Annotated in this window: 24 protein-coding genes; 13 read left to right on the top strand and 11 right to left on the bottom strand. The window is 51.0% G+C overall.

What is annotated here, in order from left to right; translation table 11 throughout:
- Positions 1–28: 28 nt before the first annotated feature.
- Entirely contained in the window at positions 29–244 is a 216-nt protein-coding gene (locus EYB30_RS07170; protein ID WP_206674589.1) for a hypothetical protein, read from the top strand.
- Positions 245–380: 136 nt separating this feature from the next.
- Positions 381–683, top strand: a complete 303-nt coding sequence (locus EYB30_RS18640) for an excalibur calcium-binding domain-containing protein (RefSeq protein WP_166838240.1) — start codon at positions 381–383, stop codon at positions 681–683.
- Between the two features lie 9 nt (positions 684–692).
- On the opposite strand, the gene tusA is transcribed toward EYB30_RS18640, so the two are convergent.
- The 3 genes from tusA to fadB form a co-directional block, all read right to left on the bottom strand.
- Positions 693–941, bottom strand: coding sequence for a sulfurtransferase TusA (gene tusA, locus EYB30_RS07160; protein ID WP_166838239.1), 249 nt, complete (start codon positions 939–941; stop codon positions 693–695).
- Between the two features lie 419 nt (positions 942–1,360).
- Positions 1,361–2,524, bottom strand: coding sequence for an acetyl-CoA C-acyltransferase FadA (gene fadA, locus EYB30_RS07155; protein ID WP_166838238.1), 1,164 nt, complete (start codon positions 2,522–2,524; stop codon positions 1,361–1,363).
- A 16-nt stretch (positions 2,525–2,540) separates the two neighbouring features.
- Positions 2,541–4,694: a fatty acid oxidation complex subunit alpha FadB gene (gene fadB / locus EYB30_RS07150; RefSeq protein WP_166838237.1), complete on the bottom strand. Its 2,154-nt coding sequence runs from the start codon at positions 4,692–4,694 to the stop codon at positions 2,541–2,543.
- A gap of 189 nt (positions 4,695–4,883) precedes the next feature.
- Here fadB and EYB30_RS07145 point away from each other — a divergent pair, with 189 nt between their 5' ends.
- From EYB30_RS07145 to EYB30_RS07135, 3 genes are read left to right on the top strand one after another with little or no spacing between them, the layout of a single operon-like run.
- Positions 4,884–6,797: a transglycosylase SLT domain-containing protein gene (locus EYB30_RS07145; RefSeq protein WP_241697989.1), complete on the top strand. Its 1,914-nt coding sequence runs from the start codon at positions 4,884–4,886 to the stop codon at positions 6,795–6,797.
- Between the two features lie 45 nt (positions 6,798–6,842).
- Positions 6,843–8,168, top strand: a complete 1,326-nt coding sequence (pepQ, locus tag EYB30_RS07140) for a Xaa-Pro dipeptidase (protein ID WP_166838236.1) — start codon at positions 6,843–6,845, stop codon at positions 8,166–8,168.
- Positions 8,169–8,190: 22 nt separating this feature from the next.
- Positions 8,191–9,642 carry a TrkH family potassium uptake protein gene (locus EYB30_RS07135; RefSeq protein ID WP_166838235.1) on the top strand — a complete coding sequence of 484 codons (1,452 nt, stop codon included), beginning with the start codon at positions 8,191–8,193 and terminating at the stop codon, positions 9,640–9,642.
- A gap of 34 nt (positions 9,643–9,676) precedes the next feature.
- On the opposite strand, the gene trkA is transcribed toward EYB30_RS07135, so the two are convergent.
- The 4 genes from trkA to def are packed head-to-tail and all read right to left on the bottom strand — an operon-like array spanning position 9,677 to position 13,850.
- On the bottom strand, positions 9,677–11,053 hold the full coding sequence (trkA, locus tag EYB30_RS07130) for a Trk system potassium transporter TrkA (RefSeq protein ID WP_166838234.1): 1,377 nt from the start codon (positions 11,051–11,053) through the stop codon (positions 9,677–9,679).
- Positions 11,050–12,369, bottom strand: coding sequence for a 16S rRNA (cytosine(967)-C(5))-methyltransferase RsmB (gene rsmB / locus EYB30_RS07125; RefSeq protein WP_166838233.1), 1,320 nt, complete (start codon positions 12,367–12,369; stop codon positions 11,050–11,052). Before rsmB ends, trkA begins: the two co-directional genes overlap by 4 nt.
- Positions 12,366–13,322, bottom strand: a complete 957-nt coding sequence (fmt, locus tag EYB30_RS07120; RefSeq protein ID WP_166838232.1) for a methionyl-tRNA formyltransferase — start codon at positions 13,320–13,322, stop codon at positions 12,366–12,368. The genes rsmB and fmt overlap by 4 nt, the downstream gene beginning before the upstream one ends.
- Positions 13,323–13,334: 12 nt before the next feature.
- A complete protein-coding gene (gene def, locus EYB30_RS07115; protein WP_166838231.1) occupies positions 13,335–13,850 on the bottom strand; it encodes a peptide deformylase in 516 nt (171 codons plus the stop codon).
- Positions 13,851–13,973: 123 nt separating this feature from the next.
- Between def and EYB30_RS07110 the strand changes: the two genes are divergently transcribed.
- The 4 genes from EYB30_RS07110 to EYB30_RS07095 are packed head-to-tail and all read left to right on the top strand — an operon-like array spanning position 13,974 to position 17,233.
- Entirely contained in the window at positions 13,974–15,083 is a 1,110-nt protein-coding gene (locus EYB30_RS07110; protein WP_166838230.1) for a LysM peptidoglycan-binding domain-containing protein, read from the top strand.
- Between the two features lie 24 nt (positions 15,084–15,107).
- Positions 15,108–16,199 carry a DNA-processing protein DprA gene (dprA, locus tag EYB30_RS07105; RefSeq protein ID WP_166838229.1) on the top strand — a complete coding sequence of 364 codons (1,092 nt, stop codon included), beginning with the start codon at positions 15,108–15,110 and terminating at the stop codon, positions 16,197–16,199.
- 2 nt (positions 16,200–16,201) lie between these two features.
- Positions 16,202–16,675: a DUF494 family protein gene (locus EYB30_RS07100; RefSeq protein ID WP_166838228.1), complete on the top strand. Its 474-nt coding sequence runs from the start codon at positions 16,202–16,204 to the stop codon at positions 16,673–16,675.
- Between the two features lie 15 nt (positions 16,676–16,690).
- Positions 16,691–17,233 (top strand): DNA topoisomerase family protein, encoded by a 543-nt coding sequence (locus EYB30_RS07095; RefSeq protein WP_166838227.1) that lies wholly within the window; start codon positions 16,691–16,693, stop codon positions 17,231–17,233.
- A 15-nt stretch (positions 17,234–17,248) separates the two neighbouring features.
- Here the strand turns inward: EYB30_RS07095 and EYB30_RS07090 are convergent, their stop codons facing one another.
- Together EYB30_RS07090 and purE are read right to left on the bottom strand one after the other, a co-directional pair.
- Positions 17,249–18,382 (bottom strand): 5-(carboxyamino)imidazole ribonucleotide synthase, encoded by a 1,134-nt coding sequence (locus tag EYB30_RS07090; RefSeq protein WP_166838226.1) that lies wholly within the window; start codon positions 18,380–18,382, stop codon positions 17,249–17,251.
- Positions 18,379–18,870: a 5-(carboxyamino)imidazole ribonucleotide mutase gene (purE, locus tag EYB30_RS07085; RefSeq protein WP_166838225.1), complete on the bottom strand. Its 492-nt coding sequence runs from the start codon at positions 18,868–18,870 to the stop codon at positions 18,379–18,381. The genes EYB30_RS07090 and purE overlap by 4 nt, the downstream gene beginning before the upstream one ends.
- A 118-nt stretch (positions 18,871–18,988) precedes the next feature.
- On the opposite strand from purE, the gene tsaC reads away from it, so the two are divergent.
- Both tsaC and hemF read left to right on the top strand, forming a co-directional pair.
- The gene (gene tsaC, locus EYB30_RS07080) at positions 18,989–19,543 is read left to right on the top strand and encodes an L-threonylcarbamoyladenylate synthase type 1 TsaC (protein ID WP_166838224.1); all 555 of its coding nucleotides are present in this window, start codon (positions 18,989–18,991) and stop codon (positions 19,541–19,543) included.
- Between the two features lie 4 nt (positions 19,544–19,547).
- The gene (gene hemF, locus EYB30_RS07075; protein WP_166838593.1) at positions 19,548–20,477 is read left to right on the top strand and encodes an oxygen-dependent coproporphyrinogen oxidase; all 930 of its coding nucleotides are present in this window, start codon (positions 19,548–19,550) and stop codon (positions 20,475–20,477) included.
- Here hemF and EYB30_RS07070 read toward each other — a convergent pair.
- On the bottom strand, positions 20,474–20,896 hold the full coding sequence (locus tag EYB30_RS07070) for a group II truncated hemoglobin (protein WP_241697988.1): 423 nt from the start codon (positions 20,894–20,896) through the stop codon (positions 20,474–20,476). The two genes, hemF and EYB30_RS07070, sit on opposite strands and share 4 nt — an antisense overlap.
- 29 nt (positions 20,897–20,925) lie before the next feature.
- Here EYB30_RS07070 and aroE point away from each other — a divergent pair, with 29 nt between their 5' ends.
- Together aroE and EYB30_RS07060 are read left to right on the top strand one after the other, a co-directional pair.
- Complete coding sequence (gene aroE / locus EYB30_RS07065; RefSeq protein WP_166838222.1) at positions 20,926–21,744, top strand: shikimate dehydrogenase; 819 nt, start codon at positions 20,926–20,928, stop codon at positions 21,742–21,744.
- Positions 21,741–21,977 (top strand): DUF1488 family protein, encoded by a 237-nt coding sequence (locus EYB30_RS07060; protein WP_166838221.1) that lies wholly within the window; start codon positions 21,741–21,743, stop codon positions 21,975–21,977. Before aroE ends, EYB30_RS07060 begins: the two co-directional genes overlap by 4 nt.
- On the opposite strand, the gene EYB30_RS07055 is transcribed toward EYB30_RS07060, so the two are convergent.
- The gene (locus EYB30_RS07055) at positions 21,974–22,507 is read right to left on the bottom strand and encodes a gamma carbonic anhydrase family protein (protein ID WP_166838220.1); all 534 of its coding nucleotides are present in this window, start codon (positions 22,505–22,507) and stop codon (positions 21,974–21,976) included. The two genes, EYB30_RS07060 and EYB30_RS07055, sit on opposite strands and share 4 nt — an antisense overlap.
- Between the last annotated feature and the right edge of the window lie 527 nt (positions 22,508–23,034).

The following is a 23,034-nucleotide window of genomic DNA, read 5'->3' as shown; positions in this document are numbered from 1 at the left end:
TAGAACGTTATCTGTCTGCATTCAGGCGTTGCAAACGGCCATTAAGCATAATGATTTCTTGTCGCAATCGGCCACAGTTGATAGCGATGACTATGAAGAAAGCTCATATATGTTTGAGCTCGAACTGGCCAAGCTGATAAAGCTTTACCAGCAAGAAGAAGCTGCAGGCAATGTAAATATCCCGCTTGCTGAGTTACTTAAACCGCCTTTTGATGGTGTAAATGATAACGAACACCGAAACTAATGCTGTTTAGCGTTCAACATTAGCCGCAATAGTCTGCTCGAAAACAAAACCATTGCCGTTACCTGTTTTATCCACTAAGTTAGAAACTTGCAGCCACCTAAGAGTGGTAAGGGACCATATAACAGGGAAGCTCGCATTGAAAAAACTGTTACTTATCGCGCTGATTGCCTTCGGTGCCTGGAATTACTACCAAAAACAAAGTTCATCATCAGTAGCAGAACCTATTTCTGTGCCAAAAGTGTTGCCTGATTACACCGTGCCAATTAATAAAGCCCTTGCGGTGGCTAATGCCTCACAGTTTCGCTGCGACGGCCGGCAACACTGTAGTGAAATGAACTCTTATGAGGAAGCAGTATTCTTCCTAAGAAATTGCCCGGATACGAAAATGGATGGTGATGGGGACGGTGTACCTTGTGAAAGGCAGTTCAATCGCTTTTAATTAGTAAAGTTAACCAGATAATTTTTTAACTATGTAGCGATATGGTAATTCAGTCGTATTACTGCCCACTAACTCATGATCCATAAAGCGGCAGAATGCCGGAATATCGCGGGTGGTGGCCGGGTCGTCGGCGATAATCAGCAAGGTTTCACCCACCAGCATTTTGCGAAGTTGCAGCCGTACCATCATTACCGGCTCGGGGCAGCGTAGGCCTAAGGCGTCCAGTGTTTGATCTGCGCTGCTGAAAATATCTTCCATCTGTACTCCGATAAAATTGTACGTTACAGCACCACGAAACGGGCGCTGAGGTTAAAACATTGACAGCACAGCCACAGACTACGAGCGCAGCGAATGCGACTGGCGAGGCTGCAGGAGCAGCAGCGCCCGGCGTAGCCGTGTCGCACAGTTGTAGGGCAGGATGCCCGTAAACCCGCTGGGGCGAGCATGGCAGTGTTTAAACCGGTGCAGAGTTATCATCAGCAGCTTTGCGAAGTTTGTAACACCCGCTGTCCTCACCACAGCAACTCGGCTTTGCTGGCGCAAATCCTCAGACACTCTGTGGTTGCGGGATCGGGGTTGCAAGCTTCAGGGCTGCAGTTTGCCGCACCGTTTCAGCCAATAAATAAGGGCCGTTAAAACGGCCCTTATTCTATGCGATTGTGCTTATGGCTGCCAGTTTATGGCCGCTCAAACACCGTAGCAATACCCTGGCCTAGGCCGATACACATGGTGGCCAGGCCAAACTTACCGCCTTTGTCTTCCATCACGTTAATCAGCGTGGTACTGATACGTGAACCCGAGCAACCCAGCGGGTGACCCAGCGCGATAGCGCCGCCGTTCAGGTTTACTTTCTGCTCGGCCACTTCCAGTAGGCCTAAATCTTTCATCACTGGCAGGGCCTGAGCGGCGAAGGCTTCGTTTAGCTCGGCATAGTCAATGTCGGCTATGGTAATGCCAGCCGCTTTTAACGCCTTTTTCGACGCCGGTACCGGGCCGTAACCCATAATAGACGGGTCGCAACCGGCTACACCCATACCGCGCACGTAAGCACGAATTGGCAGGCCCAGTGCTTTGGCTTTGTCTTCGCTCATAACTAACATGCCAGAGGCACCGTCAGATAACGCAGAAGATGTACCAGCGGTTACCGTACCGTTGGCCGGGTCGAATACCGGGCGCAGTTGGCTTAAGGCTTCTACTGTGGTTTCCGGGCGGATAACTTCATCGTAATCCATCAGCTTTAACACGCCGTCGGCGTCGTGGCCTTCGGTTGGGATAATTTCATTTTTAAACCGGCCCTGTACGCTGGCTTCTTGTGCCAGGCGGTGCGAGCGGGCGCCGAATTCGTCCTGCTGCTGACGGCTGATACCGTGCAGCTTACCGAGCAATTCAGCGGTTAAGCCCATCATACCCGCGGCTTTGGCTACTGAGGTGGATAAACCCGGGTGAAAATCGACACCGTGGTTCATTGGCACATGGCCCATATGTTCAACGCCGCCGATTAAATACACCTCACCCATGCCGGTTTGAATGGCGCGTACGGCGTCATGCAAGGCTTGCATCGACGAGCCGCATAAGCGGTTTACCGTAACGGCTGGCACCGAATGCGGAATACCGGCTAACAGCGCCGCGTTACGCGCGACGTTAAAGCCTTGCTCTAAGGTTTGCTGGACACAGCCCCAGATAACATCATCAATATCGGCCGGGTTTAACGCCGGGTTGCGGGCAACCAGTGATGCCATAACATGGGCAGACAGTTGCTCAGCGCGCACGTTGCGGTACATGCCGTTTTTTGAACGGCCCATCGGGGTACGAATGCAATCTACTATAACTGCGTGTTTCATTATTTTGCTCCTGCGCTTAAACCGGGAAGAAACGCTGGCCAGCTTCGGCCATAGCGCGGGTTTTGTCTGTTACCTGATAAATTTCGCCTAAATGGGCGTACTTATCGGCCAGCGCGACAAAGTTAGCTAAACCGATAGTATCGGCATAACGCAGCGGGCCACCGCGGAACGGAGGGAAGCCTAAGCCATAAATCAGGCCCATATCAGCCTCAGCGGCGCTGGCGACTATGCCTTCTTCCAGACAACGAATAGTTTCGTTAATCATTGGCACCATCACGCGGGCAATAATCTCGTCGCTGCTAAATTCCTGTTTGTCGGTGGCAATGCCGGCCAGTAAGCTAAGTGCCGCCGGATCGATATCTTTTTTCGGCTTACCTTTAGCATCTTTGCTGTAAGCGTAGAAACCAACTCCGTTTTTCTGACCATAGCGGTCTGCTTTATACATAGCCGCTACCGGATCGTTCTCCAGCTTGGCCATCCGTGTTGGGAAGCCGGCTGCCATTACGTCAGTGCAGTGATAAGCCGTGTCTAAACCAACGACATCTAACAGATAGGCCGGGCCCATTGGCCAGCCAAACTGCTTTTCCATGACCTTATCGACCTGAGCAAAGTCGGCGCCGTCTAACACCAGTTTGCTAAAGCCGGCGAAGTAGGGGAACAGTACGCGGTTAACAAAGAACCCCGGGCAGTCATTGACGACGATCGGCGATTTGCCCATTTTAGCCGCGTAAGCCACTACGGCGGCAACGGTCTCGTCGCTGGTGTCTTTACCACGGATTACCTCTACCAAGGGCATACGGTGGACCGGATTAAAGAAGTGCATACCACAGAAGTTTTGCGGCCGGCTTAAGTTAGCTGCCAGCGAGTCAATGGAAATGGTCGAGGTGTTAGACGTCAGAATGGCATCGTCAGCCAGTAAGCCTTCTACCTCTTTTAACACCGCGCCTTTCACTTTCGGGTTCTCTACCACGGCTTCTACCACGATATCGACGCCCTTAACGTTTTCATTGCTCAGCGTAGGGGTAATAGATGCGATAACCTTCGCCATACCTACAGCGTCGAGCTTTTTGCGCTCAACCTGTTTAGCCAGTAACTTAGTGGCTTCGCCCATACCCAGCGCTAACGCTTTGTCTGCGATGTCTTTCATGACCACCGGCACGCCTTTTAACGCTGACTGATAGGCGATACCGCCGCCCATAATGCCCGCGCCCAATACTGCGGCTTTATTGACGGCTTTGGTGGCGGTTTTAGCGGCTTTCTTTGCTTTGCCTTTGATCAGCTGGTCATTTAAAAACAGACCAATCTGAGCGGTAGCGGCATCGGTTTTTGCCAGTTTGGCAAAGCCGGCGTTTTCCAGCGCCATAGCACCGGCGCGGTCCAGTGTCGCCGCCGCTTCAATAGTAGTAACGGCCAGCATGGGGGCCGGATAGTGTTTACCGGCGTTGGCAAATACCATGCCTTTGGCCGTGTTGAAGCTCATCGTGGCTTCGGTTTTATTCAGTTTTAGTGGCTGCAGTTTAACTGCGCGCTTTTTGCGCCAGTCCAGTTTGCCGGCAATGGCGTCTTCCAGCATGCTTAGCGCGGCCGCTTCCAGTTTTTCCGGCGCCACAACCGCATCAATTAAACCAAACTTTTGTGCCTGCTCAGCGCTGTAGTCTTTACCGGTGGTGATCCATTCCATCGCATTGTCTGCACCAATAATACGCGGCAGGCGCACGGTGCCGCCAAAACCAGGCATTAAGCCTAATTTTACTTCCGGCAAACCAATACGGGTTGTGGTATCAGCTACACGGTAGTCTGAAGTTAGTGACCACTCACATCCGCCACCCAGTGCGAAACCTTTGATAGCAACCACAGTGGGTACCGGTAAGTCTTCCGCCAGATCAAAAATATCAGATGCTTGTTTAATCCACGGGATCAGTTCGCTTTCCGGACGCTGAAAGGTGCTTAAAAATTCGGTAATGTCGGCACCAACAATAAAGGCGTCTTTCTCGCTACAAAAAATAACACCTTTTAAAGCGCTATCCGCGTGCAGCAGGTCTAAAGCTGTCTTACAATCAGTAAGCGTTTGCTGATCAAATTTGTTAACAGAGCCCTTAGCATTAAAGGCAAAGCGGGCAATACCAGGCTTGAGGTAGGCAACACTAATGTTGTCACTCTGGTAAATCATAACGGTGCTCCTTGGTCGCGTATATTAGGGTTCTTCGCAACTGGTACGATGAGGTTGTCGTGCTCAGTGTGTCGCGGTTCGCAAAAAAATTCAACCGTTATTTAAACGCATGTTTGAATTTGCAGGCGACGTTTAGCACTAACTATAGGTGTTATTTTTCTTTTTCGTGTTTTTATCGGGGTTATCACAGTGAAACGTGCGGTTTTAATGTTGAGTAACCTGCTCCTGATCCCGCTGGCTGCGGCATCAGTGTCTTCTGAGGCAGCGTTACGTAACGAGTTTATTCAGGCCGAGCGCCAGATTGGCAGCCTGCAGTACCCACAGGCGCAAAAGTTGCTAAGTAAATTTGCTGACTATCCGTTGCAACCTTATTTACAGCAGCGGCGTTTACAGCAGTTTCTTAATGCTGATCAGCGTATTGCCGACTTTTTGCAGCAATATAAAAATACGCCACTGGACTGGCCGTTACGCAAACCCTGGCTACTGGATTTAGCCCGTCGGCAACAGGCTGGCACCTATCTGGCTAACTATCCGGGATCCGGCGATGCTGAGCTGGAATGTCTGGCCCTACGTTTTCAGCTGGCGGCGAAAGATGTCGATAGCGCCGCACTGTGGCCTGATGTCAGCAACCTGTGGCTGGCGGGCAAATCTCAGCCTAAGGCCTGCGATCCCTTATTTAGCGCCTGGCGCAAAGCTGGCCAGCAAACCCCCGCTTTGGTATGGCAACGCATAAGGTTGGCGGCGGAAGGGGGCGACGCCAGCTTAATTCCTTATCTGAAAACCCAACTACCGGCAGCGCAGCACTATCTGGCTGACATGTATTTAAAAACGCGGCGCAACCCTGCCGTGATCGCGGGGGCTAAATTTTTTCCGCTGAAAAAAGTGCAGGAACGTGATGTGCTGGCCTATGGCTTAAAACGTCTGATCTGGCGTAATCCAAAGCAGGCGCTGGCGCTGTGGCATAAGTTTGTTAATGATCCTTATTTTACGCCTGCGCAGCGGCTGGATGTGCAGCGACAGTTTGCTATAGCGCTGGCCAGCAAGGGGGATGAACAAGCTGGTAGTTGGCTGGCGCAGCTGCCGGCAGAGCTACTGGATCAAACCCTGGCGCATTGGCAGGTTAGCCATGCTTTGGCGCAATTGGATTGGCCCCGCGTACAGCAGGTGATAGAAGCCTTTCCGCCAGATATTCGCGACGACAGCAGTTGGCGCTATTGGCTGGCCCGAGCCTATGAGCAGCAGGGCCAGGCAGAAAAAGCTAAGCCGTTATTTGAACAGTTAGCCCTGCAGCGGCACTTTTATGGCTTTATGGCTGCAGCCAAATTAGGTTTGCCGCCAAGCCTGGCGCATGCACCAGTGACGGTATCCGAGCAAGAGCTAAACAGCTTGCAGCAGCATCCGGCAGTACGCCGGGCGCAGGAATGGCTGGCGCTGGGCCGTTTAACCGAAGCGCGGCGTGAATGGAACCACCTGCAGGATAGCTCTGATGAGCAGCAAAAGCTGGTATCCGCCAAGCTAGCGCATCAGTTGCAATGGTATGAGCGGGCTATTTTCTCGCTGGCCGATGTTGGCTACTGGGATGATGTCGAGCTGCGTTTTCCGCTGGCGTTTCAGGAGGAAATTAACCAGTCGGCTGCCAAAGCCGAGATTGATTCGGGGTGGGCGATGGCAATAGCCCGGCGTGAAAGCTCTTTTATGGCAGATGCCGCTTCGCCGGTAGGCGCACGCGGTTTAATGCAGCTTATGCCGGCGACAGCGCGTGAAATTGCGAAAAAGCCGGTAAAGTTGGCGCAGCTGTATAATCCGGTTACTAATATTGACTACGGTACCGACTATTTAAACTACCTGCGAAAGCGCAATGATGGCAACCTGTTGATGGCAACTGCGGCCTATAACGCTGGCTATAGCCGGGTAAAACAGTGGGTACCACAAGATTATGCCGTGCCGGCGGATGTCTGGGTAGAAACTATTCCGTACCGGGAAACCCGTGATTACGTCAAAGCGGTAATGGCGTATTATCAGATCTATAATATCCGCCTGAATACGCCTAATGACGTATTCAAGCCACTGACGACAATGCAGATTGGGGTCGTGCTAGATTAATGTTATGATGCCCGGCAGCGTTTTCAGCCAACAGGTCAGACACTTATGACAGCTTCTTATCAAAGCCTGTATCAGGCGCATATAGCCGAGTTACAACTGCGTAGCCGTCGCTTACTCGAGCGTGAAAATCTGGATGCACTGGTAGTGCATTCCGGTCAGACGCAGCGCAAATTTCTTGATGATATGGACTACCCGTTTAAAGCCAATCCGCTGTTTAAAGCCTGGCTGCCGGTGGTAGATAATCCGCATTGCTGGCTGATTATAGATGGCGTGAACAAGCCGAAATTGATTTTTTACCGGCCAAAAGACTTCTGGCACAAAGTACCGGATGAACCGCATGATTTCTGGGCTGAGCATTTTGATATTCAGCTGCTGGATAAACCAAACAAAGTAGAAACTCTGCTGCCTTATGATAAAGCCAGATTAGCTTATTTAGGCGAGCATATAGAGGTTGCCAAGGCCCTGGGGTTTAACGAAATAAACCCGGAACCGGTATTGAATTTTATCCATTTTTACCGCGCGTATAAAACACCGTATGAGCTGGCGTGTTTGCGTATTGCTAACCAGATGGCGGTGGCCGGACATAATGCTGCCAAGGCCGCATTTTACAGTGGTGGCAGTGAGTTTGATATTCAGCTGGCTTACTTAGCCGCGGTGCGCCAAACCGAAAACGAAGTACCGTACGGCAATATTATTGCGCTGAATCAGCACTGTGCCATTTTGCACTACACGGCGCTGGAGCGCAGGGCACCAAAGCAACATCATTCATTTTTAATTGATGCCGGTGCCGAGTTCAACGGCTATGCCGCCGATATTACCCGTACTTATAGCTTTAAACCTGATGATGAATTTGGCAGTTTAATTGCCGCTGTCAATGCAGTAGAGCTGCAGCTGGTAGACGGCTTAAAGCCAGGGCTGAAATATGGCGAGCTACATGTGCAGTGCCATCAGAAAATTGCTGAGATTTTGCAACAATTTGATTTTGTCAGACTATCGCCAGAAGCCATAGTGGAAAGCCAAATCAGCCGCACCTTCTTTCCGCATGGGCTGGGCCATCACCTGGGGCTGCAGGTGCATGATGTTGGTGGCTTTATGGCGGATGAGCGTGGCACCCATGTTGCAGCGCCGGACAGTCATCCGTACTTACGCTGTACCCGCACTATAGAAGCCAATATGGTGTTTACCATTGAGCCTGGGCTGTATTTTATCGACAGCCTGCTGGCTGATTTAGCCGCAACCGAGTTTGATAAGTATATCAACTGGCAGAAGGTTGATGCGTTTCGGCACTATGGCGGCATTCGTATTGAGGATGATGTGATAGTGCATCAGGACCGCAATGAAAACATGACCCGTGATTTTAAGCTGGCATAAGCGCAGGGAGTGCGGCTAAGGTATGCAATACCGCTCAATAATCCGTATTCTGGGCCTGCTGATCGCTATTTTTAGTATCAGTATGGTACCGCCGGCATTTGTCGCTTATGGCTACAAAGATGGTGCCGGAGTCCCTTTTATATTGTCTTTCGTATTGTGCTTGGTCGTAGGCTTTTTAATCTGGTACCCAAACCGGCGCTTTAAAGCGGAATTAAAAGTACGGGATGGCTTTTTAATTGTCGTACTGTTTTGGATAGTACTGGGCGCCGTGGGGGCCATACCGCTGATGCTGGCCAGCAACCCGCAGTTGAATCTGGCCAGTGCTATGTTTGAGGCATTCTCCGGCCTGACGACGACAGGGGCCACAGTATTAACCGGCATTGAGTTTCTGCCAAAAGCGATTTTGTATTATCGCCAGCAACTGCAATGGTTAGGCGGCATGGGGATCATCGTACTGGCGGTGGCGATACTGCCGATGCTTGGTGTCGGGGGTATGCAGCTGTACCGCGCGGAAACGCCGGGGCCAGTAAAAGACAACAAGATGACGCCACGCATTGCCGATACGGCTAAGCACCTGTGGTATATCTATCTGGCGTTAACAATGGCCTGTGCGCTGGCGTTTTTTCTGGCCGGCATGAGCTGGTTTGATGCCATCTGCCATGCATTTTCTACTGTCGCCATTGGTGGTTTCTCTACTTATGATGCCAGTATTGGCTATTTTAACAGCCCGCTGATTAACGCTATCTGTGTCATTTTTCTGCTGCTCAGTGCAATCAATTTTCCGCTGCACTTTGCTGCTATTCGTGGAAAAAGCGTCAGCACCTATTTTCGTGATCCCGAATTTAAAGCGTTTTTGTTCATTCAGGCTGCGCTGATTTTTATCTGCTTTGCGGTGTTACTGTATACCAATGTTTATAGCAGTAGCGCCGAAGCATTAAATCATGCGGCTTTTCAAGCGGTTTCCATTTCAACTACCGCAGGCTTTGCCACTGACGGCTTTGCCGCCTGGCCGCTGTTTTTACCTATTTTACTGATATTTTCCAGTTTTATTGGCGGCTGCGCCGGCTCTACCGGTGGCGGCATGAAGGTGGTACGGGTAGTACTGTTGTTTTTACAGGGTACCCGCGAGCTAAACCGGCTTATCCACCCCAGAGCCGTGTATGCCATTAAGCTGGGCCGGCGCGCGGTGGCTGACCGTATCGTAGAAGCCGTGTGGGGCTTTTTTGCCGCCTATGCGCTGGTATTTGTGGTGATTATGCTGCTGTTGATTTTAACCGGGCTGGACAATATTACGGCTTTTACCGCCACGGCGGCCTGTCTGAATAACCTGGGGCCGGGTTTAGGTGAGGTTGCGGCCAATTTTGGCAGCATTCCTGATAGCAGCAAATGGTTGCTAATCATTGCCATGGTATTTGGCCGTTTGGAGATCTTCACTTTGCTGGTGCTGTTTACGCCGGCTTTCTGGAAAGATTAAGCCGCGGCCTGAGGCGGCTTAACATTGGCTGCGCTCAGATAAAGATGGCGCTGACCTGGAATAGCTTTTCTACTTCGACGATATGCTTTTTATCCACCATAAATAAAATAACGTGGTCGTCGGTCTCAATCACGGTGCTGTCGTGCGCTATCAGTACTTCTTCGCCGCGGACTATGGCGCCTATTGTCGTGCCCGGCGGCAGCTTAATGCTGCCAATGGCTTTGCCGACCACCTTGCTGGTGCTACTGTCGCCATGGGCGATGGCTTCTATGGCTTCTGCGGCACCGCGGCGTAGTGAGTACACGTTAACAATATCACCACGGCGGATGTGGGTAAGTAACGCTGAGATAGTGGCTTGCTGTGGCGATACGGCGATATCGACTTCGCCGCCTTGCAGTAAATCAACGTAGGCGCCGCGTTTTATCAGCACCATGGTTTTTTGCGCGCCCATACGCTTGGCCAGCATGGCAGACATAATATTGGCTTCATCGTCATTGGTTACTGCAATAAAGACATCGACCTGCTCGATGTTTTCTTCCTCTAACAGCTCCGGATCAGAAGCATCGCCAACATACACCACGGTATTGTCCAACGCGCTGGACAGGAACTCGGCCCGCTCTTTGCCGCGTTCAATCAATTTAACGTTATGGGTTTTTTCCAGTGCGCGGGCCAGGCCAAAACCAACGTTGCCGCCACCGGCAATCATAATGCGACGATAGCTACGTTCAAGCTTTTGCAGCTCGCTCATCACGGCGCGAATATGCTTAGTGGCGGCGACAAAAAATACTTCATCGTCGGCTTCAATAATGGTGGTGCCCAGTGGCTTGATAGCATGGCCACGGCGATAAATGGCGGCCACCCGGGTTTCAATATTCGGCATATGTTCTTTTAATGCCGACAAGGCATGGCCAACCAGCAAACCGCCGTAATAGGCTTTAACGGCAACCAGGCTGACTTTACCACCGGCAAATTCCACCACCTGCAATGCGCCTGGGTAATCAATTAAACGACGAATATAGTTGGTCACCAACGCTTCGGGCGCAATAAAGTGATCAACCGGCATATCGTCTTTATGAAACAGCTGATCGCGGTACTTCAGATACTGGTTAGTGCGGATACGGGCAATTTTTAGCGGTGTACTAAAAATGCTGTAGGCAACCTGACAGGCAACGATATTGACTTCATCACTATTGGTCACCGCAATGACCATGTCAGCATCTTCGGCGCCGGCCTTTTTCAGGATATCCGGGTGTGAACCATGGCCATGTACGACCTGCAGGTCAAAACGATCCTGTAGCGCGCGTAATTTGTCGAAATTGCTATCGACAATAGTGATATCGTTCTGCTCGCCAACCAGGTTTTCTGCCAGCGTCGCCCCGACCTGGCCTGCACCTAAGATAATAATTTTCATACTGTCTCGCTGTGTGTCGCCGTTTTGATCAGGCGGGCGTAGAAAAAGCCATCCATGTCGTTTTCGCCGGGTAGCAATTGCCAGCCAAAGGGGTGTTCTGCGGTTTGCTGTGGCAGTACATCCAGCCTGGCATCGCTATGTTGCTGCAAAAATTGCGCTATCTGGGCGCTATTCTCTTCCGGTAGCACGCTGCAAGTAGCATAAAGCAGGATGCCACCCGGGGCCAGTAGCGACCAACATTGCTGTAAAATACGTTGCTGTAGCTCAGCTAGCGCCGCAATATCGGCTTTTTTCCGCAACCAGCGGATATCCGGATGGCGACGGATCACGCCGGTAGCCGAGCAGGGCACATCAAGTAAAATGCGCTCAAACAATTGACCTTGCCACCAGCTATCAGGTTCGGCGGCATCTGCTGCTATGACATGTGCGCTCAGGCCTAACCGGGCCAGGTTATCATGTACCCGCAGCAGGCGTTTGGGGTCTTTATCCAGTGCGGTCAATTCAGCCTGTGGTGCCAGCTCAACAATATGGCAGGTTTTGCCACCCGGCGCACAGCAAGCATCAAGGATATGCTGGCCATTATCCGGTAGTAGTAATTGGGCGGCATACTGCGCTGCACCATCCTGTACTGAAAACCAACCGTCACTGTAACCAGGCAGGGTGGTAACATCCTGCGCCTGTGCCAACTTAATTGCCGCAGGCAAGTCAGCTATTGGTCTGGAATACTCAATACCGGCGCGGGTTAATGCTGCAGCGTAGTCTGTCGGATGAATTTTATTGCGGTTGACTCTAAGCCAGAGCGGCGCTTTTTGCTGATTGGCAGTCAGTATCTGTTGCCAGCGTGCGGGGTAGGCCTGTTGCAAAGCGTTAATCAGCCAACCAGGGTGGTTAAATTTAACGGCGTCAGCGGCAGTGTCAAAATCGAACAGTGCTGGCTGACGCTGCACGTTACGCAACACAGCATTAATCAGCTTAGTCAGCGACTGGCCTTTTAGCTCGCGCGCTGCATCTACGGTTTCGCTGATGGCAGCATGATCGGGTATGCGCATAAACTTCAGCTGGTAGATGCCAACATAGAGCAAAAACTGTAGCGGCCGCAGCTGTTTTACCAGCGGTTTTGTCATTAACTGGCTACACACCGCTTCTAACTGTGGCAGATAGCGCATAACGCCAAAACAGATCTCCTGCAACAGGGCTTTATCCAGCGCGTTATCTAGCTGTGCCTGTGCTTTGGGCAACACTTCTGATAACGACATGCCCTGATCGACCACATCAAAACAGCTGCGCGCGGCCAGCACGCGAACGTTACGGCTCATTTGTCCTGGCCAATAAGAGTGCCGGGGCTAAGCCAGTCGGCGCGGCCATTTAAGAAGTCGGCGGCAGCCATAGCTTTTTTACCGGGGGGTTGTAACTGAGTAATAATCAGCACACCTTCTGCACAGGCAATGGTAATGCCCTGCTTGTCGGCTGCCAGCACGGTACCGGCCGGTTGCCCGCTATTTGCAGTGTCGCTGTGCGCTTGCCAGATCTTGATATTGCCTTGTGGCAGACTAAGGTAACTGACAGGCCAGGGATTAAAAGCGCGGATCTCGCGCTGCAGCGCGTCAGCGCTTTTGCTGAAATCAAGCAGGGCTTCGTCTTTGTGCAGTTTTTCCGCATAACTTGCCAGCGCGTTATCCTGAGCGTGCGCCTGTTGTTGTAATGCCGGTAAATCTTGCAGGGCGCTGAGTAGTGCGTCTGGCCCCAGTACTGCCAGTTTGTCGTACAGTGAGGCACTGGTGTCAGTATCGCTTATAGCACAACTTACCGTGCTTAACATGGCGCCGGTATCAAGCCCGGCGTCCATTTGCATAATGGTTATGCCGGTTTCGCTATCACCAGCCCAAATTGCCCGCTGTATCGGCGCTGCGCCACGCCAGCGTGGTAGCAAAGAGCCGTGCACGTTAATACAGCCCAGCCGGGGTGTATCCAGCACGGCCTGCGGTAAAATTAAACCATAGGCGACAACTACCATCACATCAGCGTTTAATGCGGCCAATTCGGCCTGGGCTGCGGCTTTTTTTAAGGATTTCGGTTGATATACCGCTATGCCATGCTGCTGTGCCAGTTGCTTTACGGCACTGGGTTGCAGTTGCTGGCCGCGTCCGGCGGGGCGGTCTGGCTGAGTATAAGCAGCAATAACCTGATGTCCGGCACTGATCAACGCCTGCAAATGGCGGGCGGCAAAATCCGGCGTACCGGCAAAAATAATACGTAAAGGAGTGGTCACTGTGTATCCTGTTTACAGCGCGTGGCGCTGTGCCATTTTGGCTTCTTTTTCCAGTTTTTTGCGGATCCGATCACGTTTTAACGGTGACAGGTAATCGATAAACAGCTTACCCACTAAATGGTCCAGCTCGTGCTGCAAACAAATTGCCAACAAGCCATCAGCTTTTAATTCAAAGGGGTTGCCGTTCTTATCCAGCGCTTTTACTGTAATGTCAGCCGCGCGTTCAACTTTGGCATAACTTTGTGGCACCGACAGACAGCCTTCTTCATAGCTGGTGTCGCCGCTGCGGGCAATGATTTCCGGGTTGATAAACACCATAGGTTCGTTGCGATCTTCCGACACGTCGATCACGACGACGCGCTGATGTACATTGACCTGGGTAGCGGCTAAACCGATACCATTTTCGGCGTACATGGTTTCCAGCATGTCAGCAACCAGCTGTTGAATTTCTGCATTAACACTGTCAACGGGTTTGGCGACAGTACGCAGTCTGTCGTCGGGATAATGTAAAACATGTAAAACGGCCATAACACCTACAAAAATATGCTTTGTTTCAAAGGTTGTGGTATGTTTTAATTTTAGCCATTAATCCGCTGTATTAACAGCTTAGTGTGCAATAATTACAACAAGATCGAGCTCAAGGATGCAGGCATGCTGAAAAAAATTGCAACTGTCGTCACTCTTCTGGTTATGAGTGGCTTTTTTAACGTGTTAGCGGATGTGTTAAAAATCCGCGACGATGCGCCTGCGAGCTATGTGGTGCAAAAGGGCGATACCCTGTGGGATATCTCCGCCTTGTATCTGAATGAGCCCTGGCTGTGGCCTCAGTTGTGGCAAATGAACCCGCAAGTGGACAACCCGCATTTAATTTACCCGGGCGATACCCTGACCCTGACTTATGATGCCCAGGGCAAGCCGCGTTTAATGGTAAACGATAATGTAAAACGGTTGTCGCCCACCGCGCGCAAAACGATGAAGGGCGGTGATGCCATCAGCACACTGCCGCTGAGCATGATCCGGCATTACCTGACGTTTGAGCAGGCATTAACAGAAGAGCAAATCGCGGCCTTACCTTATATTTTGGGGTCGAATGCCAACGTAAAGAATTCTGTAAACGATCATATTATTTATGCCAAAGGCGTGCTGGAGTCCGGCGCGTCTTACGGTGTGTATCGTAAAGGTAAGCCTTATGTCGATATTGATGATGGTACCGTGCTGGGTTTTGAAACTAAATTAATGGCGACAGCCAGAGCATTCCGGCCCGGGCGTGCAGCCACTGAAGAGTCACCAACCGAAGCGGCCTCACTGAATGTGCTGAGCGTAAAGCGCGAAATTAAGCAAGGCGATCGTCTGATGCCGGCGCTGGAAGGGCAGGCACTACCGGCATTTTTTATCATGCAAAAGCCAGATTTTGAGATAGACGGCCGTATTATTGATACCACGTCAAACCTGCGTGAGTCATCTAAGTGGGACATAGTGGTATTAAACCGCGGTGGTTTGAATGAGCTGAAAGCCGGCCATATGCTGGGTATTTATCGCAATTCACCGCTGGTTATTGACGGCAAAAATGGCCCAGTCTACGTTGAAGATGCTAATAAGCTGCAGAAAGCTATGAAAAACTTCGGTGACGATACCATTCAGTTACCCCGTGAGAAAGTGGGTGAGCTAATGGTGTTCAAAGTGGCGGAGCGGCTTAGCTTTGCCATTATCACTAAAACCCAGCAGCCAATTCGGGTTGGAGACACTATAGCTAACCTGTAACGATCAATTTGGAGCCAGTTTGCCATGGAAGACCTTCGCAACTGGCTCGCTTTAGCCACTGTGCATGGCCAGGATGGCCTGAAGTTCCAACGTCTGAGCGAGCAAATATCTTTAGCTGAGCTGGTCAGGTTACCGGCCAGCACCTTACGCAATATCGGTTTTACTGAACGTCAGGCCTATTTACTAACCCAGGAAGCCACCCCCAAGGTAAGCCATGCGCTGCGCTGGTTTGAGCAAAGCGAGCAGCATCATATTATTACCTATCAGGACCCGCGCTATCCGCCGCTGTTAAAGCAAACCAAGCAGCCACCCTTATTGCTATTTGTCAAAGGCGACCCGGCCATTCTCGTGCAGCAACAACTGGCCATGGTGGGTAGCCGCACCCCAACACCCACCGGCCGTAAAGTGGCGCAAAGCTTTGCCGCCGAGTTGTCGCAGCAAGGTTATGTGATCACCAGTGGTATGGCGCGCGGCATTGATAGCGAAAGCCATAAAGGCGCCTTGCAGGCTGGCGGTCTGACCATTGCCGTATTAGGACACGGCTTAGAGCAGGTGTATCCGGCGTCTAACAAAGCACTGGCTGAGCAGATAGCCGCGCAGGGAGCCCTGGTGTCGGAATATTTTCCCGATGTGCAACCCCGCGCCGAATGGTTTCCGCAGCGCAACCGCATAGTGGTAGGCCTGAGTATCGGCACTATAGTGGTTGAAGCTGGTCTAAAAAGTGGCACCTTGATCAGTGCTAATCTGGCGGCAGAATATAGCCGTGATGTGTTTGCTGTGCCTGGCTCAGTGTACAGTCCACAGTCACAGGGCTGTCATCAGTTAATTCAGCAAGGCGCTAAACTAGTGACCTGTGTGGCCGATATACTGGAGGAATGGCACTTTTTTGCAAAAAGTTGTCTGAAAGTTGAGGCTGGGGAAGAAAAAAGTCAGCAAACGGACTTGTTTGCCGGTCAGTTGTTGGCTAACGTAGGAGATGAGGTTACCGCAGTTGATCTTATTGCACAGCGCGCAGGCTTAGCGATTGCTGATGCAAGTATAGCGCTGCTGCAGCTGGAGTTAGCTGGTGAAGTAGCAGCAGTTCCCGGTGGCTACATAAGAGTGAGGAGTACCTGAGCATGTTTGATATCCTCGTTTATCTGTTCGAAAACTATATTCACAATGAATCTGACATTTACGTTAATCATGCTGACCTTACCAAAGAGTTAAGCCGGGCAGGTTTTCATGACGACGATATCTTTAAAGCGTTAAAGTGGCTTGATAACCTGTCTGCACTGCAACAGAGTCATGTAAAGCCTTACTTATCCAAAGGGACTTCCAATGCCACCCGCATCTATAGCGCGCCGGAACTGGCCAAAATGGATGTTGAGTGTCAGGGCTTTTTGCTGTTTTTAGAACAAATCAACGTACTTGATGCAGTCACCCGTGAAATGGTGATCGATCGGGTAATGGATTTGGATAGCAACAGTATCAGCCTGGAAGATTTAAAATGGGTGGTATTAATGGTGCTGTTTAATGTACCCGGCCATGAGAATGCCTATGCCCAAATGGAAGATTTAATTTTTGATGAACCTGAAGGGCCGCTGCATTAAGCGGCCTTTAACCTTATGAGCGACGATTCCGAGCTATTTTCGCTGCCGCATCAGCAGCAGCTTTGCCCTTTATGCCAACAGCCTTTAGTGATTAAGTCCGGTAAGAGCGGCCCGTTCCTCGGTTGTAGCACCTATCCGGCTTGCAGCTACTTAAAGCCGCTGCACCAGCACGAAACCAGCGTTGTCAAAGTATTAGACTCTGAAGCCTGCCCGCAGTGTGGTAATGCGCTGGCGGTAAAAAACGGCCGTTACGGCATGTTTATCGGTTGCACTAACTATCCGCAGTGTCACTTTATTGTGCACGAGCAGGATGAACAGCCCGCAGCACAGCGCTTGCCATGCCCCAAGTGTAAAGATGGCCAGTTAACTGAACGGGTAAATAAGTTTGGTAAAGCATTCTGGGGTTGTGATAACTACCCAAAATGTAAGTTTTTACTAAATGACAAGCCTGTAGCCGGACATTGCGAACTATGCCACTTTGGTTTACTGGTAGAGAAAAAACATCAGCTGTTTTGCGCTGATAAGCGATGTGGCGTAAAACAACCGGCGCCAGAGTAGCGCCGGTTAAGCTGTTTAATTTAGTCTGGCGGCCATTTGTGCCAGTTCCGGAAACGCCTGTTCAGGCAACAAGCTTATTAACGTTTCAAACCGCGCTTTAAGCTCAGCCGTCGTTGCGCCGGACACATTGATGTGGCCCATCTTCCGACCAGCCCGTTTCGTCTTACCGTACCAATGCAGGTGCAGGCCAGGTATTGCCAGGATCTGCTCTGGTACTGTGTCTTCGCCAAGAATATTCACCATTAAACTCGGCCGTACCAACGAAGAACTGCCCAGCGGTAAGTTGCAAACTGCACGCAAGTGCTGTTCGAACTGACAAACATCAGCGCCTTGCTGAGTCCAGTGGCCGGAATTATGCACCCGTGGCGCAATCTCATTAACCAGCAGTTTGCCGTTAACGTCAAAAAACTCAATCGCCAGCACGCCAACATAATTCAGTTGGTTTGCCACTGCGGTAAACATTTGTTGTGCCTGCTGTTGCAGTTGTTCGTTGCCTGGCAGCGCCAATGACGCACTCAGTACGCCGTTAACGTGGTGGTTTTCGGTTAATGGATATACCTGTACTTCGCCTTGGCGGTTGCGGGCGCCGATCAGTGACACCTCACGCTGAAACGGTATAAACTGCTCAGCCACTATCGCTTGGCTGCTGTCGGCGGCCAGAAAAGCACTGATCTCCTGCCACAGTGCCGCGGTATGCTCAGCTTGCTTTAACCGCCACTGGCCTTTGCCGTCATAACCGGCTAGCGCACTTTTAAATACCAGCGGTAAGCCTAACTTGCTGATGGCAGCATTAAAGTCGACTTCGCTGTTAACAATATGATAGGCGGCTGAGTGTACGCCGGCCGCATCCAGTAGTTGTTTTTCTAAACGGCGATCACCACCGGCTTTAATCGCTGTTTCACCAGGCAGAAATTTTCCGCTTTGCTGGCACTGTGCTAATACCGGTAGTGGAATATGCTCAAATTCGGCAGTCACCACGTCGGCATCGGCAATAGCGTTGGCCAGGCCTTTACCTAAATTTTGCTGTGTTAACGGATGCACTATGCTGTCGCTGTTGACATCATAAGCGCTGATACTGATATTCAGTGGTGCACCGGCCAGCGCCATCATGCGCGCCAGTTGGCCAGCGCCCAACACTAAAACTTTCATAATTGCACCTGCGACGGGTCGGGCTGGCTTAATACCATCTCAGTTTGCGCCTGGCGGAAGGCATCAATTTTTGTCATTAACTCCGGGCTGTGCGTCGCCAGAATTTGTGCGGCCAGTAAACCCGCATTGGCAGCGCCGGCATCACCAATCGCCAGCGTACCTACGGCGACACCTTTAGGCATCTGCACTATAGATAACAGCGAGTCTAAGCCTTTTAATGCTTTAGACTGTACCGGCACGCCCAGCACCGGCAGGCTGGTAAAGGCGGCGGCCATACCAGGTAAGTGGGCTGCGCCACCGGCCCCGGCGATAATCACTTTTAAACCGCGATTAGCGGCAGAACTGGCATAATCGGCCAACAACTGCGGTGTGCGGTGTGCGGAAACAACCTTGGTTTCATAAGCAATACCAAATTTATCCAGCATATCAGCAGCGTGCTTCATAGTAGGCCAGTCGGAAGTCGAGCCCATGATAATGCCAACTTGCATGTGTTGTTTCCTTATCTACGTGATGAACAAAGCGCGTGAAGGCGCTATTATAGCCAGTTGCGCAACTGAAGAAAATTTTAAACGTATTTTTCCTGCTTAACCGGAGCTTTTACCCTAAATGACAGCATTAGATCCTGTAGTACAGGCATTAAATGAGGGTGGTGTTATCGCCTACCCAACCGAAGCCGTGTATGGCCTGGGTTGCGATCCGGATAACGAAAGCGCTGTGCTGGCGCTATTAGCGATAAAGCAACGGCCGGTAGAAAAGGGCCTTATTCTGATTGCGGCCAACTACTCGCAGCTGCTGCCCTATGTTGATGACAAAGCGATACCGCTGGAAAAGCGTTATCAGATTTTTTCCAGCTGGCCCGGTCATATCAGCTGGGTATTGCCGGCCAGCAACACGGCACCTAAGTGGATCACTGGCCAGTTTGATAGCATCGCCGTGCGGGTAAGTGCGCATCCGGTGGTGCAGCAATTATGCAGTGTTTATGGCAAACCACTGGTGTCGACCAGCGCCAACTTATCCGGTCAGCCTGCTATCACCGATAAAACAGTGCTGGAGCAGAAGTTAGGTGCCATGCTGGCAGCCATAGTGCCCGGCGCTTTAGGTGGCGCCACTCAGCCCAGTCAAATTCGTAATGCTGTTACCGGCGATATCGTAAGGAGTTAAGGTGATACATACACAACCACATGATCAGTTAGCTGCGGTGCAGCAGTTTTTACAGCAGTTGCAGGACACGATCTGTGCCGCCTTGCAGCAGGCCGACGGCAGCGCGCACTTTGTTGAAGATGCCTGGCAGCGGCCGGAAGGTGGCGGTGGCAAAAGCCGGGTGCTAACCGGTGGTAAGGTGTTTGAACAAGCCGGGGTGAATTACTCGCATGTGTTTGGTGCCAATATGCCGGCCTCGGCCACAGCACACCGGCCTGAGCTGGCAGGGCGTAGCTTTAATGCTTGTGGGGTATCTTTAGTTATTCATCCGAATAACCCCTATTTGCCAACGACACATGCCAATGTGCGGTTTTTTATTGCCGAAAAAGCCGGTGAGCCAGCGGTATGGTGGTTTGGCGGCGGTTTTGATTTAACGCCGTTTTATCCGTTCGAAGAAGATGTCGTGCACTGGCACCAAACGGCTAAAGCCGCAGTGGATCCTTTTGGCGCTGAATATTACCCGGCGTATAAAAAGTGGTGTGATGATTACTTTTACTTAAAACACCGCGGCGAAACCCGTGGCGTGGGCGGCTTGTTTTTTGACGACTTAAACCAGTTAGGTTTTGACACAAGCTTCGCGCTAATGCGCGCTGTCGGTGAGGCCTTTATCCCGGCCTATCTGCCAATAGTAGAACGGCGCAAAGCTACACCCTATGGTGAACGAGAGCGCCAGTTCCAGTTATACCGTCGTGGCCGTTATGTCGAGTTTAACCTGGTGTACGACCGAGGCACCTTGTTTGGCTTGCAAAGTGGCGGCCGTACTGAGTCTATTTTAATGTCGATGCCGCCTTTGGTGCGCTGGCAATATGGCTTTCAGCCAGAAGCGGGTAGCGCTGAGGCATTATTATACGAGCGTTACCTGAAACCGCAGGACTGGCTGCAGCTTAAGGCTTAACAGTTAACCATATGGCTCGCCAGTTGGCCTATCGACTGGCGAATGCCTTCACGCAAGGTTTTATTTTCTACCACCTCATCCAGCGCTTTATTCATACAAAACATCCACTGATCGCGTAGCTTTTCGTCTACCGGAAACGGCAAATGCCGGGCGCGCAGGCGCGGGTGGCCATATTGTTGTTCAAACAATGGCGGGCCGCCCAGCCAACCGGATAAAAACTGAAAAAACTTTTGCCGGATAGTATCCAGCGGTAGCGGATGAATGGCATACAGTGCTGCGGCTTCAGGCGCAGTTTCCATAATATCGTAAAAGCGGTTGGCCAATCGGAACACTGCTGCTTCACCACCCATCATGTCATAAGGCGTTTGTTGCGGTGTCGGGTGCGCCTTGCTATTTGCGCCGGTTTTATTAACAATCATCTGCACTAATTTCTTTATGGGCATGTTCTGTGGATCGCTATGCTGTGTTCGGTAACCCGATAAACCATTCTAAGTCACCGGTCATTCATCGGCAGTTTGCTGCAGAACTTGGTGAGCAACTGCAATACGACGCCATTTTAGCACCGCTGGATGGCTTTGCCGACAGTTGGCACCAGTTTGTCGCTGCTGGCGGCAAAGGTGCTAACGTTACTGTGCCGTTTAAAGAACAAGCTTATCAGTTAGCGGATGTGTTATCCGTGCGGGCCAAACAAGCCGGTGCCGTGAATACGCTTTATATAGATAGTGCAGGACGGCTTTGCGCTGACAACACCGACGGCACTGGTCTGGTGACTGATCTGCAACGCTTAGGTGTTAATTTGCAGGGCATAACGGTATTACTACTTGGCGCTGGCGGTGCCAGCCGTGGCGCTATTGGCCCCTTACTCGATGCGGGTGTGGCAAAGTTGGTATTGGCTAACCGCACTGTTAGTAAAGCCCAAGCGATAGCAAGGAATTTTGACCAAAAGGTGACAGCCTGTGGCTATGATGATATTCCCAGTCAGCCATACAAGTTAGTGATAAATGCCACCTCTTCCGGTTTAAGCGGTGAGCGCCCCAACATTGAGGCTCGGCATGTAGAGCACTGCCAACTGGCGTATGACATGTTGTATGGTGCTAAACCAACGCCGTTTTTGCAGTGGGCGCAGCAACAGGGTGTACCACAGCAAGCTGATGGTTTAGGTATGTTAGTCGCGCAGGCAGCAGAAGCTTTCTATATCTGGCGCGGCAAACGACCCGACGTGACGCCGGTACTAGCGTTATTACAACAGCAGGTACAAGCAGCATGAACCAACAGCTGATCTTTAATAATGACTTTGCCTTTGATGCAACCAGACAAGCCGTTAGCTTTAGTTGCCTGGTCAGTGGCTTAAAAGTGCGCTGCTATATTGCTCTGCCAGCAACGCAGCGGGCAGAAGCTTATTTACAACAGATAAAGGCAGACGCCTTTCACTGGGAAGACGCTGTTGAACAGGCAATAGCTGACGACGCTTATAATACAGCTGGCGAGATCTGGCTTTAAGCTTCTGCCAGATACTCGTTCTTCAATATTACATAGTTCGCTGCTGACTCCGCTAAAAAAGCCTTTTCAGCATCGTTTAGCGGCCGTGCCTGTTTTGCCGGGCTGCCAACATATAAATAGCCACTCTGCAGGCGCTTACCTGGCGGTACTAAACTGCCGGCACCGATAATGACATCGTCTTCTACTATTACATCATCCATGACTATAGCGCCCATACCGACCAGAATACGATTACCCAGGGTGCAGCCATGCAACATGACTTTGTGCCCGACAGTTACGTCTTCCCCTATTACAAGTGGAGAACCTTCAGGTTTGCCCTTGCTTGGCCGGGACAAGTGCAGCACTGCGCCGTCCTGTATATTAGTGCGGGCGCCTATGCGAATAGTGTTCACATCACCACGCGCAGCAACCAAAGGCCAAATACTGACATCTTCTGCCATTTCTATATCGCCAACCAACACGCTGGACGCGTCTACATAAACCCCTTTTGCCAGTTTCGGCAACACACCTTTATAAGCTCGTATCGTCATAATGTCCTCCAATGCTGCGATATTATGCAGTAAATGTACTAAAAAAGCGCTTTTCGCTGCATTTTTCTGCGAACGATCTAAAAGTGGCAGATTTTCTCAAATAACCGCTTGCGCCAGTTTAAAAACGCCCTATAATGCGCGCCATGCCACGGGGCGCTGCACTTAGCAGGCTTCGGGTGAGATAAGACGGTTCGCAAAAATCTTTTAAAAAGACGCTTGACAGACTCTCTTAAATCACTAAAATGGCGCCCTCGCTTCACGGTGGTAGTTAACGCGGTGAAATGAGGTGAAAAGTCTGGTGTGACGATGTGTTTTTAAATAAGAATCATCGTCACGCTTGACTTAAAATCTGGGAAGTGTAACATACGCCTCCCGCTTCTTAAGCGAAGCACGCTCTTTAACAATTCGCAATCAATCATCTGTGTGGGCACTTATGATGGATTTCACAAAATGAAATTTATCGGTTGAGTGACTTACATAGAAATATGTTTTAAGTCAGTAAGACTGAGCAGTCCTTAGGGACAGCA

The sequence above is a fragment of the Rheinheimera pleomorphica genome, from assembly GCF_011634895.1.
Taxonomy (GTDB): domain Bacteria; phylum Pseudomonadota; class Gammaproteobacteria; order Enterobacterales; family Alteromonadaceae; genus Alishewanella; species Alishewanella pleomorphica.
The sequence above is the reverse complement of the archived record's forward strand: the minus strand, read 5'-3'. Positions and strand labels throughout refer to the sequence as shown.

Excerpts from the sequence above, each read along its gene's own strand:
- dprA (WP_166838229.1), top strand. The coding sequence starts at position 15,108 with ATGGAAGACCTTCGCAACTGGCTCGCTTTAGCCACTGTGCATGGCCAG.
- fadA (WP_166838238.1), bottom strand. The coding sequence starts at position 2,524 with ATGAAACACGCAGTTATAGTAGATTGCATTCGTACCCCGATGGGCCGT.
- tusA (WP_166838239.1), bottom strand. The coding sequence starts at position 941 with ATGGAAGATATTTTCAGCAGCGCAGATCAAACACTGGACGCCTTAGGC.
- EYB30_RS07070 (WP_241697988.1), bottom strand. The coding sequence starts at position 20,896 with ATGATTGTTAATAAAACCGGCGCAAATAGCAAGGCGCACCCGACACCG.
- EYB30_RS07100 (WP_166838228.1), top strand. The coding sequence starts at position 16,202 with ATGTTTGATATCCTCGTTTATCTGTTCGAAAACTATATTCACAATGAA.
- EYB30_RS07060 (WP_166838221.1), top strand. The coding sequence starts at position 21,741 with ATGAACCAACAGCTGATCTTTAATAATGACTTTGCCTTTGATGCAACC.
- rsmB (WP_166838233.1), bottom strand. The coding sequence starts at position 12,369 with ATGAGCCGTAACGTTCGCGTGCTGGCCGCGCGCAGCTGTTTTGATGTG.
- EYB30_RS07110 (WP_166838230.1), top strand. The coding sequence starts at position 13,974 with ATGCTGAAAAAAATTGCAACTGTCGTCACTCTTCTGGTTATGAGTGGC.
- def (WP_166838231.1), bottom strand. The coding sequence starts at position 13,850 with ATGGCCGTTTTACATGTTTTACATTATCCCGACGACAGACTGCGTACT.
- tsaC (WP_166838224.1), top strand. The coding sequence starts at position 18,989 with ATGACAGCATTAGATCCTGTAGTACAGGCATTAAATGAGGGTGGTGTT.
- trkA (WP_166838234.1), bottom strand. The coding sequence starts at position 11,053 with ATGAAAATTATTATCTTAGGTGCAGGCCAGGTCGGGGCGACGCTGGCA.
- EYB30_RS07090 (WP_166838226.1), bottom strand. The coding sequence starts at position 18,382 with ATGAAAGTTTTAGTGTTGGGCGCTGGCCAACTGGCGCGCATGATGGCG.
- pepQ (WP_166838236.1), top strand. The coding sequence starts at position 6,843 with ATGACAGCTTCTTATCAAAGCCTGTATCAGGCGCATATAGCCGAGTTA.
- EYB30_RS07095 (WP_166838227.1), top strand. The coding sequence starts at position 16,691 with ATGAGCGACGATTCCGAGCTATTTTCGCTGCCGCATCAGCAGCAGCTT.
- fadB (WP_166838237.1), bottom strand. The coding sequence starts at position 4,694 with ATGATTTACCAGAGTGACAACATTAGTGTTGCCTACCTCAAGCCTGGT.
- EYB30_RS07135 (WP_166838235.1), top strand. The coding sequence starts at position 8,191 with ATGCAATACCGCTCAATAATCCGTATTCTGGGCCTGCTGATCGCTATT.
- EYB30_RS07055 (WP_166838220.1), bottom strand. The coding sequence starts at position 22,507 with ATGACGATACGAGCTTATAAAGGTGTGTTGCCGAAACTGGCAAAAGGG.
- purE (WP_166838225.1), bottom strand. The coding sequence starts at position 18,870 with ATGCAAGTTGGCATTATCATGGGCTCGACTTCCGACTGGCCTACTATG.